This is a genomic window from Achromobacter sp. ACM01, from assembly GCF_014851745.1.
Lineage (GTDB): Bacteria > Pseudomonadota > Gammaproteobacteria > Burkholderiales > Burkholderiaceae_B > Achromobacter > Achromobacter aegrifaciens.
On record NZ_JACVAF010000002.1, the window covers coordinates 1,099,348 to 1,112,405 of the forward strand.

At 67.9% G+C, this 13,058-nt stretch carries 10 protein-coding genes; 2 read left to right on the top strand and 8 right to left on the bottom strand.

What is annotated here, in order from left to right:
- Positions 1-410: 410 nt before the first annotated feature.
- Together IB268_RS13455 and IB268_RS13460 are read left to right on the top strand one after the other, a co-directional pair.
- Positions 411-1,391, top strand: a complete 981-nt coding sequence (locus IB268_RS13455; protein WP_175163865.1) for a tripartite tricarboxylate transporter substrate binding protein — start codon at positions 411-413, stop codon at positions 1,389-1,391.
- 463 nt (positions 1,392-1,854) lie between these two features.
- Positions 1,855-2,736: a hypothetical protein gene (locus tag IB268_RS13460; RefSeq protein ID WP_119449651.1), complete on the top strand. Its 882-nt coding sequence runs from the start codon at positions 1,855-1,857 to the stop codon at positions 2,734-2,736.
- Between the two features lie 34 nt (positions 2,737-2,770).
- On the opposite strand, the gene IB268_RS13465 is transcribed toward IB268_RS13460, so the two are convergent.
- The 8 genes from IB268_RS13465 to IB268_RS13500 all read right to left on the bottom strand — a co-directional run bounded on the left by IB268_RS13465 (position 2,771) and on the right by IB268_RS13500 (position 13,020).
- A complete protein-coding gene (locus IB268_RS13465; RefSeq protein ID WP_054453920.1) occupies positions 2,771-3,736 on the bottom strand; it encodes a tripartite tricarboxylate transporter substrate binding protein in 966 nt (321 codons plus the stop codon).
- Between the two features lie 40 nt (positions 3,737-3,776).
- Positions 3,777-4,919: a CaiB/BaiF CoA-transferase family protein gene (locus IB268_RS13470; RefSeq protein WP_192354368.1), complete on the bottom strand. Its 1,143-nt coding sequence runs from the start codon at positions 4,917-4,919 to the stop codon at positions 3,777-3,779.
- A gap of 24 nt (positions 4,920-4,943) precedes the next feature.
- A complete protein-coding gene (locus IB268_RS13475) occupies positions 4,944-5,999 on the bottom strand; it encodes a hypothetical protein (protein ID WP_370540016.1) in 1,056 nt (351 codons plus the stop codon).
- Positions 5,992-6,675 carry a TetR/AcrR family transcriptional regulator gene (locus tag IB268_RS13480; RefSeq protein WP_119449648.1) on the bottom strand — a complete coding sequence of 228 codons (684 nt, stop codon included), beginning with the start codon at positions 6,673-6,675 and terminating at the stop codon, positions 5,992-5,994. The genes IB268_RS13475 and IB268_RS13480 overlap by 8 nt, the downstream gene beginning before the upstream one ends.
- Positions 6,672-7,853, bottom strand: coding sequence for an acyl-CoA dehydrogenase family protein (locus IB268_RS13485; RefSeq protein WP_192354370.1), 1,182 nt, complete (start codon positions 7,851-7,853; stop codon positions 6,672-6,674). The genes IB268_RS13480 and IB268_RS13485 overlap by 4 nt, the downstream gene beginning before the upstream one ends.
- Positions 7,854-8,012: 159 nt before the next feature.
- The gene (locus IB268_RS13490) at positions 8,013-8,894 is read right to left on the bottom strand and encodes a DMT family transporter (protein WP_125472317.1); all 882 of its coding nucleotides are present in this window, start codon (positions 8,892-8,894) and stop codon (positions 8,013-8,015) included.
- Between the two features lie 374 nt (positions 8,895-9,268).
- The gene (locus tag IB268_RS13495) at positions 9,269-11,896 is read right to left on the bottom strand and encodes an AAA family ATPase (protein ID WP_054453907.1); all 2,628 of its coding nucleotides are present in this window, start codon (positions 11,894-11,896) and stop codon (positions 9,269-9,271) included.
- Entirely contained in the window at positions 11,893-13,020 is a 1,128-nt protein-coding gene (locus IB268_RS13500) for a DNA repair exonuclease (RefSeq protein WP_192354474.1), read from the bottom strand. The genes IB268_RS13495 and IB268_RS13500 overlap by 4 nt, the downstream gene beginning before the upstream one ends.
- Between the last annotated feature and the right edge of the window lie 38 nt (positions 13,021-13,058).

A 13,058-nucleotide genomic window follows, 5' to 3' on the forward strand; every position in this document is an offset into this window, starting at 1 on the left:
GGCGCAGACAGAAACAAACGCAATAGCTTTCTTGCAAGACCGGCCAAGAATCTCATACGAAAAATATCAGATTCTTGTAAGTTATGCAGAGATTTATGTGTTTACGATGCGGATGACAGCAAGATCGATGCGCAATCCTTGCGCAATTGAAATATTCCGGAAGCTGTTCATGTCTTTGTCAGCATTGGATTTTTTCGTCTATTGCCGTCTTCTCCGGGCAACGGCGCCGTAAAAAAATAACCCTGGACAAGCCAGGGTCTATCCGGGTTGACCGACGGATATTTACTGTGTGGAATGGCGCCCACGAAGCATCCACCGCGCCAGCATCCGGGCGCGGCAGGCTTCACCGACGCCGGCCCAAGAAGCCGGCCGGGTCGGAAATTCAAATAATCTGGAGAAGACTCTTGACCATGCTGTCCCAAGCCAAGGCCGTCCTGGCCGCCGCCATCGCCGGCCTCTGCCTCACCACCGCCGCGCAGGCAGCCGACCCCTACCCCAACAAACCCATCCGCCTGATCGTCCCGTTCGCCGCGGGCGGCACCACCGACATCGTCGCGCGCATCGTCGCCGAAGGCCTGACCCGCGAGCTCGGCCAGGCCGTGGTGGTCGAGAACCGAGGCGGCGGCGGCGGCTCGATCGGCGCCGATGCCGTGGCGCGGTCCACGCCCGACGGCTACACCCTGGGCGTGGCCACCGTCAGCACCATGGCCACCAACCCGGCCACCAACCCCAAGAACCCGTACAACCCGTTGAAGGACTTCGTCCCCATCACCAATATGGTGAACGTTCCCAACGTGCTGACGGTGAACCCTGCCGTGCCGGCCAAGACCCTGGCCGAGTTCATTGCCCTGCTGAAGGCCAACCCCGGCAAGTACGCCTACGCGTCCTCGGGCGCGGGCGGCATCGGCCACCTGGACGGCGAGCTCTTCAAGTCGCTGACCAAGACCGACATGGTGCACGTGCCGTACCGCGGTTCGGGTCCGGCCCTCAATGACGTGATCGCCGGCCAGGTCAACGCCCAGTTCGACAACCTGCCCTCGTCCATGCCCCACATCCAGGCCGGCAAGCTGCGCGCCCTGGCCGTGGCCGCGCCCAAGCGCCTGCCCGCGCTGCCGGACGTGCCGACCTTCTCCGAAGGCGGCCTGCCGGAAATGGACAACATGGCCTGGTACGGCCTGGTAGCGCCCGCCGGCACCCCGCAGGCGGTCGTCGACCGCATCCATGACGCCACCGTCAAGGCGCTCAAGGATCCGAAGATCGTGCAGCGCCTGGCCGACGGCGGCTCGCTGGTGGACGGCAACACGCCCGCCGAATACGCCGCCCAGATCAAGCGCGAGCTGGAACTGCGCCAACGCATCGCCAAGGAACGCAACATCCAGTCGACCAACTGATCGTCAGCGGACAGCGCGCCGGCCCGGTCCGGCGCCGCCCCAAGGCCGGCCTGTTTCCCAGGCCGGTTTTTTTTCGCGCCCGCCTTGCGCCCCCAACGTTCCAAGGGCTGCGCTTGACTGCAATCGCCCCGGTGGTAGCATGTGCGACCGTGCGATCCCATCTTTCTCCCCCTCCCTGCGCCGCCTGCGCGCTTTGCGCCCTGCGCTCGACCCTGTTGAGCTCGCAGGAAGTCGCCGCGCGCTCCGCCTACGCGCGCTCCAAGCCCGGCTAATCGCCCGCTTTTCCCCTTTCTGATTCCTGCACCGGCCCGCCGCCGGCTGCCTGCGCACATTCGCGCATCCGGCAGCCTTGCTGCCGGCCGGCGGACGCCCTGCCGCGTGGCCGGGATCCGCGTCTCGTCCCTCGATCCGCAACGCCAACGCAGGCTTGCGGCCAGGCCACGCACCGACCTATTCAAGCGCCATGCAACTCACCAAGAACTTCGTCAAAGCCAAGAACCCCTGCGCGGGCGGCTACAAATGGTTCATCCGCGACCACAACGGCCAGGGAGACTACCAGGCCGTGCTTGACGCCTTGGTCGCTGACGGCCGCGTCAGCGACGCCTGCTGGCTGCTGGACCAGTTCGGCCCCACCGACGCGGTGCTGCGGCTGGATTCGGTCGACGCCAATGCCATCGTGTTCGCCGGCACGCTGGAAGTGCGCATGGGCATCAATGTGGACAGCGTGGTGCGCGCCGGGCGCAGCATCGTCACGGGCGGCGGCATCCGCGCCGGCGAAACCATCCAGGCGGGCGAGAACATCACCGCCAACGCCAACATCGCCAGCGGCGGCAACCTGCGCGCAGGCGGTGACATCAGCGCCGATTGGGGCATCGAAACCGCCACGCGCCTGGACTGCGGCGGCAATGTGCGCGCCAAGTGGGACATCTGCGCCGGCCAGGACCTGGCCGTGACCGGCCACCTGCATGCCGGGCAGGACATCCAGACGCAAGGCGCCATCAAATGCGGCCAGGGCATCAAGGCCGGCGGCGACGTGCGCGCCGAAAAGGAAATCGACGCCGCCTGCGGCATCCAGGCCGGGGGCTCCATCCAGTGCGGCGAGCACCTCGCTTCCGGCTGGGGCCTGATCGCCGGCGAGGACATCCGCGCCGAAGGCGCGATCCGGGCAGGCGAAGGCGTGCAGGCCGAAGGCGTGATCGAGGCCGGCGCGGGCCACGGCATCTACGCCGGCCTGAGCGTCCGCCTGGACGCCTGGGCCGCCTGCGCGCGGGTGGTGGCGCAGAGCCGGCCCGAGCAATTGGTCAGCGGGCACTGGGACGGCCAGGACAGCGCCGCCTACGCATAACCGCAGCCCCGGCGCAGCCGGGGCGCAAAGCCGCCTACTCCGGCTTGATGTTCGCTTCCTGCATGCGGCGGCCCCAGGTGCCCAGTTGCGCCTCCACGAAAGCCTGCTGTTGCGCCTGCGTGTTCGGCGCGGCCGTCATGCCCAGGGCGGCGAACTTCTGCTGCACCTCGGGACGCGCCAGCGCGTCGTTCACCGCCTTGTTCAAGCGCTCCAGGATAGGCTGGGGGATGCCGGCGGGACCGGCCAGGCCTACCCATACCACCAGGTCGAAGTCCTTATATTCCGTTTCGGCAAAGGTTGGCACATCCGGCAGGTCCGGCAAGCGGCGCTCGGTGCTGATGGCAAGCGCCCGCAGCTTGCCGCCGCGCAGCAGCGGCGTGGCGACCGACAGGTCCGCCATCACGTAATCGACCTGCCCGCCTGCCAGGTCCGTCAGCGCCGGAGGCTGGCTCTTGTACGGCACGCCTTCCGCGCGCACGCCGGCAATGCGGTTGAACGCCGCCGCGCCGACCTGCCCGCCCGGCGAGCCGTAGCCGTAGTTCAAGGAACCCGAGGCCGCCTTCTTCACGAACGTGGCCAAGTCCTTGTACGGACCGTCCGCGCGCACCAGCAGCAGCATGGGCATGGTGGTCAGGCGCGACACGTGGCTGAAGTCCTTCTGCGCATCGTAGGGAAGCTTCTTGAACAGCCCCGGATTGATGGAGTTCAGCGAACTGCTGGAGATCGTCAGCGTGTAGCCGTCGCCCGGCGAACGCACCGCATACTCGGTGCCTATCAGGCCTTGGGCGCCGGGCTTGTTCTCGACGATCACGTTGGCGTTCAGGTCCTTACGCAGTTCTTCCGCGATGATGCGGGCGCTGGTGTCGGTCGCGCTTCCTGGCGAAAAAGCCGCGACGATCTTGATGGGCTTGTCGCCCGGATAGGTCTCGGCCTGCGCCGCGCCTTGCGCGGACAGGTTCAGCAGCGCGCATGCCAACAGCGCGAATCGAATCGTTTTCATGGTCTAGTCTCCTGGTTTTATGGGTACTGCCTGGTTCGCCTTACCGCTCTGACGGCGGTGTTGCGGCGTTCATTTCGCCCAAGCGCGGCGGGCCCCGGCGTATGGCCGCCGGCGTGCCGGACAGTTTTATCGGTATGCCCGGGCCGTGGTAGTCGTCGCGCCGGACCACCATCTGGCGATGCTCGGTATGGGCGGCTGCGGCCACCGATGCCATGTCCAGGATCGGCGCGGCCGGTACGTTCTGCGCCAGCAACTGCTTGCGGAACGCCTCGCCATCGACCTGCGCGAACGCCTGGGCCAGCGCCGCATCCACGGCTTCGCGGTTGACCACTCTTTGCCCGTTGGACTTGTAGCGTTCGTCCTGCGCCATGTCGGCAATGCCCAACTGCGTACACAGCTTGGTGAAGAGGCGATCGTTGGCGACCGCGATGAACAAGGGGCAGGTCCGGGTCTGGTAGACGTTGTAGGGCACGATGTTGGGATGCCCGTTGCCGCTGGGGCGCGGCGTATTGCCCGACGCCAGGTAATTGGCCAGGAACGGATGCGCCACCGACACCGCGGAATCGTAGAGGCACACGTCCGCCATCTGGCCGCGCCCCGTGCGGTGCCGGGCCTGCAGGGCCAGCAGCACGGCGATCGCGGCGTTCATGCCGGTGGTGAGGTCCACCACCGGCACGCCCAGCCTCAAGGGTTCGCCACCCGCCTCGCCGTTGATGCTGAGCAGGCCGGCCATGGATTGCACCGCGGCGTCGTAGCCGGGCAATTCGCCCAGCGGGCCATCGTCGCCGAAGCCCGTGATGCGGCAATGGACCAGTCGCGGAAAGCGCTCGGTGATGGCGGACGGTTCGGCCACGCCCCAAGCGCGCAGCGTGCTGGCCTTGAAGTTCTCGATCAGCACGTCGGCCGTTTCCAGCAATTGCCAGAACGTCTCGCGGCCGGCTTCGCTGTTCAGGTCCAGCACCATGCTGCGCTTGTTGCGGTTCACGGCGCGGAAATAGGCCGAACTGCCGTCCACGAACGGGGGACCGAAACCGCGGCATTCATCGCCTTCCGGCGATTCGATCTTGATTACGTCGGCGCCATGGTCGCCCAGCATCTGGCCGCAGAATGGCCCTGCCAGGACGCGCGACGCGTCGATGACGCGCAGGCCGGCGAGCGCGCCGCCGGTATCGCTGCTATGCATAGTCTGTCTCCTTCGATTTCAGGCTCAGGCCGAAGCGCGGGCGATCAGCCAGCTGAATTCCCTGCCCTGCGCGCCCGCCTGCGTGTTCATGCGCAGCGCAAGCCGGTGATTGTGCGCATCCAGCGCGCCTTCCAGCAGGCCGTTCCAGGCTTGCGCCACGCAGGGGTGTGCATCGGCCACAGCGTCCATCAGGTTCCAGCCGTGTTGCGTCACGCGCACGCCTTCCGCCGTTTCGCTCAACTCGCACGTGTCGCCCTGTGCTTGCGCCAGCGCCACCATGAAGCGCCCGAACTGCAGCGCGGAACTATCCTGCCCCACGCCCAGCGCCCGCGCCGTCTCGTGATAGAACTGCATGCCTATCATTCTTCCCGTCAGGTGCAGCAGCGCGGTCGCTTCCTCCGCCCCCCACAAATTCACCGCCACCGGCAAGGCGCTGCGCACGTACTCCATGGCGTAGTTGCGGCTGGCCTTGGCCAGGCGCGTCGCGGGCCAATCCACGGTGGGCAGCGTCGGTGCGGCAGCGGCGTCGAAATCGGGCGCGTCCTCATTGCGGCTGAAGCGCAGGCGTTCATGCGGCTGCAGGTCGCGGTCGTACTCGTAGTAGTAGCCCTCCAGCCCAGACTGGCCGTCGACAGCCTGCTTGGTGCATACGAAACCCAGCCGCGGATTGTTGAGCGACACGCCGTTCTGCGCATGCCAGCCCGCCAGCATGGCGCGCGACACCTCCGACGGTATCGCGCACAGCGCGGTGCCCGACCAGATCCAGCGCGGCGCGGAATAGCGTATCCAGGCCTTGCGGTCGGACTCGTACATGTACTGCACCGCCACGCCGCCGATATGGTTGGACAGGTAGTGGTACTGCGCCGCCGCCACCGCGGGCGGCAGATGCGCGATGCCCAGCTTCTTCAGGCCCGGCAGGAAGCGCTCGTTGCGCTGGCGGCAGAAGATTTCGTAGACCAGTTCGGCCGCGCGCGCCGTGCCGCGGCGCGTCACGGCCGACAGGACGATGCCGGTGAAGAATGCGTGATACCACTCGGAAACCGCGCGCCAGCCGCGTTCCTCGGATTGCATGTCATGCATGGCCATTCACTCCAGTGGGAACCGCCACGGAACCGGGCAGCAGGGATTGCATGGACGCGACAGCGAAATCCGCGATGTCGCGCGCGATGGCTTCGCGATCCGCTTCGGATTCGCCGGCCCTGGGGCGATACCACATGGTGGTCCAGTTCAAGGCGCCCAATAGCGGCTTGACCTGCAAGGCCGGCGGACCGCGCCGGAAGTCTCCGGTCGCCATGCCCGCCTCGACCACGCTGCGGAACAGCGACTCGTAGCGGTCGCGCTGCCGCACCAGTTCTTCCAGCTCGGCACGCTGGTTGGCCGTGGTGCGTCCGGCCAGGTGCAGTTCGACGCCCTGCACGGTGACGCGCTGGTACGGCAGGTGCGCCATCATCAGATGCGTGTGGGCATGGGCCATGTTCCAGAGCCGCTGAGGCGGCGACGCGGCCTCGTCCTCCGCCAGCGGCGTCACCGTGTCCAGGTTCAACTGCATGGCGCGCCGGTGCACGGCGAAGAACAGGTCGGTCTTGCTGCGGTAGTAGTAATAGACGCTGCCTTTCGTGACGCCGATCAGGTCGGCGACCGAATCGATCGTGGTCGCCGCGAATCCCATTTCGGTGAAGGCATGCGCGGCCGCGTCCAGCAGCTCCACTTGCCGCAGGGGCATCTCGTCATAAGGAATGGCAGTCTTGGCTTTCATGCGAACTCCCCGCGCTGCGCCGCAGCGCCTGCGCTTTTCTTGATGGCGCGGGCCAGGACCACGCGCTGGATTTCGGAGGTGCCTTCGTAGATTTCGGTGATGCGCTGGTCCCGGTAGCAGCGTTCCACCGCGCTGGGCTTCACATAGCCGCGTCCGGCGAGAATCTGCATCGCGTCGTCCACCACGCTGTGCGAGGTTTCGCTGGCCAGCAGCTTGGCCATCGCGCCCAGCGTGCCGATGTCCTGCCCGGCGTCGTAGGCGCGCGCGGCTTCGTAGGTCATCATCCGCGAGGACGACAGCGCGGTGGCGGCGTCGGCCAGCTTGAAGCCCACGCCCTGGTGGTCGATGATGCTGCGCCCGAAGGTCTGGCGCTGCACCGCGAAGTCTCGCGCCTCGGCATAGCTGCACAAGGCGATACCGTTGGCCTGGGCCGCCACCACCACGCGGCCGATGCTCAAGGTCGCCAAGGCGAGCTTCAGCCCTTCTCCCAGCGTCCCGACCACGCTTTCAGCGCCGACCCAGGTGTCCAGTTTCAGGTTCGTGGTGGTGGTGCCGCGTATGCCCATCTTGTCTTCGTAGTGGTCTACCACCACGCCGCTTGCGTCGCGGTCGACCACGAATGCGCTGATGTTGTTGCGCGCCCCCGGCTCGCCCGTGCGGGCGAACACGATGAAATGGCGCGAATGCCCGCCGTTGCCCAGCCAGCATTTTTCGCCCCGGATGCGCCATCCGTCGCCCTCGGGCACGGCCGTGGTCAACAGGGCCGCCGCATCCGAACCGGCGCCGCGCTCGCTCAGGGCGAAGTTGACCGCGTGGCCGTCGCGCGCCAGGCCGCCCAGCAGCACCATCTTCTGTTCGGCGGTACCTCCCAGGATGACCGGAAACGCGCCCAGCGACAGCGCCGCCAGGATGGCGGCCGTGGAGGCGCAGCCCTGGGCCACGGTTTCCACCACCGCCACCAGCGAGGTCAGCGATGCGCCCGCGCCACCGTACTCGGCCGGAATGAAGAGTCCCGAGATCCCGCTTTCCCGCAACGGCACCAGGTGCTCCACGGGATAGCGTTGTTCCCGGTCTATGGCGGCGGCCGCCGGCGCGAACGCCCGCGCGGTCAGGTCGGCGGCCTTGTCGCGCCAGGCGCTTGCCTGCGGGTCGAGCGGGGGATTCCAGATCACGGACATCGTTGTCTCCAGCAACATACTAACGAGTATTTAATTGGCTGGATGAGAACATACTACTTGGTATTTTTCTTCGATACCTGGGGAAAACCCGCGACCCAATGAGTTGCCCCGCGGGCGCACTCAAATCCGCTCGCGGGGTCATGCCTCAACTGGCAACGGTCAGGTCCGCACCGCTTTCGCCGCTGGCGCCGGACTGCGCAACACCAGCATCAGGCCCAGCAGGATCGCCGCCATCCCGCCCAGACTCAACGCCGACAACCGGTTGCCCAGGATGAGGTAATCCAGGGCCGCCGTGCCGGCCGGGACCAGATAGAACAGGCTGGTGACGTTGACCAGGTTGCCAGCCTGGATCATGCGGTAGAACAGCAGGGTCGCGCCCACCGAGATCACCAGGCCCATCCATATCAGCGGCAGGATGAAACCGATCACCCACTCCACGCGGATCGGTTGGAATGGCACGAACAGCAGGCACAACGCCAGACTGACGAAGTACTGCAACGGCATGACGTCCATGGGCGCCTGGCGCACGCGTTTCTGCAGCATCGCGCCGCTGGTCATGCAAAGCAGCGCGGCCAGCGCGTAGGCCATGCCGGCCGCGGAAAAGCGCGCCATGCCTATGCTCTGGTAGACCACCATCACCAGCCCGCACAAGGCAAGGCCGAGGCCCGCCACGCGCGGCAATGAGTAACGCCTTTCCATCACCGCCAACGTCAGAATGGGCTGAGCACCCAGCAGCGTGGCCAGCACGCCCGGCGTGATGCCGTGGTCCAGCGCCAGCAGGTAGCAGATGGAATAGCCGCCGATGAGCAGCAGGCCAGTGGCCGCGACCGTCAGACGCGTGCCAGGCTCTGGCAGCCAGCGCCGCCGCCACGCGCACAACAGCATCAGTGCAGCCAGCGCCAGGATGAAGCGCAACAGCAGGAAGCCGAAGGCGGAGGCGTGGGACAGCCCCCACTTGGCGAAAATCGCGCCGCCGCTCCACAGCAGCACGAACAAGGAAGTGGAGCCATAGGAGGTCCACGCAGATCTATCGAAAGACATGAGGTTTCTACCTGTCGGGGTATGAACAGGCTCCAGCCCCGCCCGCGCAAGCGGGCATAAGCATGCGCTAGACGGATGCAATATGCATCAGGACGTCTGACGAAGCTTTTTTGAAGAAAGGCTGGAGTCGCGTTGCGGACGGCGTCAGCCGACGACGACCGCGCTAGGCGGGTAAGCACCCGAGACCACGCCGCAAGGCGGCGCGACCGGCGGCGATACCACCGTGGACACGACAGGAGAAAAACCGGGGGAAACTGCGGAGCGCCGGGACAGCACACGCGCACGCGTATCCGCTGCGCGGGCAGCGGATGCGGAATCGGCGAGGAGCGTGTGGTCAGGCATGGGGCGTAGCCTACCGGCTGCGCGCGCCGCGGTCAAGCGATGCGCCGCTGCTCCACCCCCATGTCGCGCCAGGCTTCGCCATGGCAGGTGAACATGAGGATCTGATGCCGCGTGGCCGCGTCGAACAACGCGCGCTTCATGAAGTCGCGCCGCGCGTCGTCCGTGTGGACCAGCGCGTCATCGAGCAGCAGCAGCGTCGGCCGCCCTGCTTCGCGCAGCAGATCGGCGTAGGCGAAGCGTGCCAGGATGCCCAGTTGTTCGCGCGTGCCGAAGCTGAGCGCGGACAGCTGGTCCTCGCCGCCCGCGCGGCGCAGCGCGGCGGGCAGCAAGGCATCGTCCAGTCGCAGGTCGGCTTCCGGAAACAGCAGCGCCAGGTAGTGGTTCAGCCGGCGCGCCAGCGGCGCTTGCAGGCGTTGCGTCGCCGCCGCGCGCTTGTCTGCCAGCAGCTTTTGCAGGAGTTCCAGCGCAGCGGCGCGGCGGGCGAAGTCGTCGCGCCGCCGTTCCAGGCGTTCGCAGGCGGCCTCTGCTTCAGACAGGCGTTCGCCCAGCCCTTGGGCGCCCGCCTGGTCCAGCTTGCCTTGCAACTGCAGGATTTCGCCGTGGCGCTTGTGCTGCGCCTCGCGCTCGATCGCGGCGGACTTCTCGTAGCGCTGCACATCCTGTTCGACCAGCTCGGGACGGTGGCCAGCCAATGCCGCCTGCGCCTCGCGCACGCGGCGCTCCAGTTCGTCGTGGCTGCTGCGGACCTCGGCGAGCCTGCCTGCGCGGGCCTGCCGCTGCGTCGCGCGCTCGGGCGATTGGAGCTCGGCGCTGCGCGCCGCCGTCTGGTTTTCCAGCAATTGGGCGCGCGCGCCGTCGGTGTCCATGGTGCGCTGTGCGGCGGCCAGCGCGGTCTCGGCCTGCGCCGAAACCGCCTCGGCCTCGCGCAGGGCCTGGAGCGCCCCGGGCAGATCGCCGCCGCCGTCCGCCTGCGGCGCAGCTGGCAGCTTGTCCAAACGTTCCTGCAATTGCACGCGACGTGCCAACGCGTCGTCGCGCTGGCCACGCAGAACGTCCACGCCCTTGGGCGCATGGATGCCCAGCGTCTTGCGCATGCCGTCCAGCTCGCGCAGCAAGGCGCCATGGCGGGCGTAGCGTTGCTCGGCCTGCGCCAGGCTCTCGACGTCCAGGCGCTGCAGCAAGGCCGCGCTGGCCGCCCGAGCCGCGTCGATTTCGCGCTTGAGCGCGGGCAAGTCCTTGCCGCCCGGCTCGATGCGCAAGCGCCCCACGCCCGGCAGCTCCAGTTCGGCGGCCGCCGTCAGCAGGACCTCGTCCGCGCCGCTCAGCATCCGGCCGTCCAGCAGCGCCCGGCCGCCCGCTTCCAGCTGATAGGACAGGCGCGTGGCGCTGGCCTGCTGCTGCAATTGCAGGTTGGCCAGTTCGCGTTCGCTCTTGCGCAGGGCTTCGATGTCGGCGTCGGCGATTTCGATCCGCATGGTCTCGGCCTTGAGCGCGGAGCCCTGCTCGATCAATGCGGTGACTTCCTTCAATGCGCCGTCCAGGCGTTCGATCTCCACGCCCAGCTGGAGCAGTTGATGCTCCAGGTCGCGCCGGTCGGCCACGGCCTGCACCGAAGTAACGCGCTGGCGCGCCGCGTCCACCGCGGCCGCATGCGCCTGGCGCTGCTGTTGGGCGCGCGCCAGCGGTTCGCGCGCGGCCTCGACCCGGGCGCGCGCGGCGCGAGCCTCGCTGGCCAGCGACTGGAGTTCGGCCTCGTCCTGCTGGTCGCGCCGGACCTGGTCCTGCAACAGCGCCAGCGTTTGCGCGGCTTGCGCCTGTTCGCGGCGCAGCCCTTCGAAGGCTTCGCGCTCCTTGGCCAGGGCCGCCAGGCGCGCACGCGCCTCGGCCGCCTTGGCTTCGAAGTCCTTCCAGGGCTCGCCGGCCTGGGCGCGCTCGTGGTCGCGGCGCAATTCGGCCAGGCGGTCCACGTCGGCGTTCAGCTGCGCCATGGCCTGCGCGCACTCGTCGCGTTCGGCCGCGGCGCGCGTCAGCGCATCTTCGGCTTCCTTGTAGACGCCCTTGGGGCGGCCATTGCGTGCGTCCAGCAGCGCGCCGCGTTCGGCGGCCACGCGCTCGTACAGGCGGTCGCCATCGCCCGAAGCCAGCTCGCCGGACAGCTGCGTCAAGGCCTCACGCAGATGCGCGCCCGCATGGCCGGCCGCTTCCTGCAGATTCTGGCCGTCGCCCTGCTGGATCCACAACAGGCCCGGTATGCCCGCCAGGTCCGGCTTGCTCTGGCCGCGTCCCGGCAGTTCAAAGCCCAGCAATGCGGCCAGCGCGTTCTCGGCCTCTTCGCCGTCCAGCCGTTGCGCGCCGCCATCGATCAACAGTTCGCAGCGGGCGCGCGACAGGAATTGCTTCTTCAGCACATAGCTGTGTCCGGCATGCGTGAATTCCAGTTCCACGCTGGGTCGCGCGCCGGACTCGCCGTGCGGCGCCAGGTCAGCGACCTTGCTGGTGCTGTAGCGTTCAAGAAAGGCGGAACGGATGGCCGCGGCCACGGTGCTCTTGCCGGCTTCGTTCGGGCCCACGAACAGGTTCAGGCCGTCCTGCAGCCCTTCCAGCGCCATGGGCTGGCGGAACTTGCGGAATTCTTCCAGGGCGATGCGCGAGAGCTTCATTTGGCGGCTCCCGGCGCGGCGCTTTCGCGCTGGAACCGCAGCAGCAGCCGCAATGCCTCGCTCGCAACCGCAGATTGTTCCGGGTCGGCCTGCAATGCCTGCAATTGCGCCGCAACTTCGCCCACGTAGCCGCTGGCGCGCAGTTCGGCCAGGTCGGCTTCGTCCGGTTCCAGCATGAGGCCGGACAGGTCCGGCAACAGCGCGCGCACCTGCGCCGCGGCCTGGTCCACGGCGCGTTGCAGCGCTTCCCAGGTTTCCATGTTGACGTGCCCTTGCAGGTCCAGCCGCAGCACATCCTCGGCGCGCAGCTCGGCCATGCGCGCGGCCAGCGCCTGCGCGTCCGAGGGCAGGCTCAGCGTTTCCGACCAGGCCGACCAGCGGTACTTGCCCGTAGCCAGCCGCTCGACGGCGGGCGTGGCGCCCGGCGCCTCGATGCGCACATGCAGCGCGTACCCCGGTTCGTTGCCGCGGAAGCGGTCCTGCTCCGGCGTGCCGGCGTACCACGTGCGCTCGTCGATGGACAGACAGCCGTGCCAGTCGCCCAGCGCCAGATAGTCCAGCCGCGCGCGAACCGCGCGGTCCGGGGCGATGGGATTGGTGGCATCGATGGTGTCCGGCAGGCGGCCCGCCACGCTGCCGTGCGCCAGGCCCACGCGGATGCGGCCGGCTTCGGTTTCCAGCGCGTCGAAGGCCTGGGTCACGTCGTCGTAGGTATGGCGTTGCGTCAGGGGCGCGGCCAGCACGGCGAGATTGATCGCCGCCAGATCGACCACGCCGGTGCGCAGCGGAACATGCACGTTGGAAGGGATGCAGCCCAACTGCATCGCCCGGCTCCAGACGCTGTCGGCCAGCGCGGCGTCGTGGTTGCCGGCGATCATGACCCAGGGGCCGGTGTAAGCGGCCATGGCCGCGAACAGGCGGCGTATCGTGCGGTCCGACACGCCCTGCGTGTCGAACACATCGCCCGCCACCAGCACGGCGTCCACGCCGCGCTCCGCGGCCAGCGCAGCGATGCGGGCGACGACGTCGAAGCGGGCCTCGGCCAGCATGGCGGCATCGTCGGTTTCAAACTGGCCGTATTGTCGGCCGATCTGCCAGTCGGCGGTGTGCAGGAAATGGATCATGCGGGCCATTGTAGATGGCCCATGCGCAGTCCCGGCGG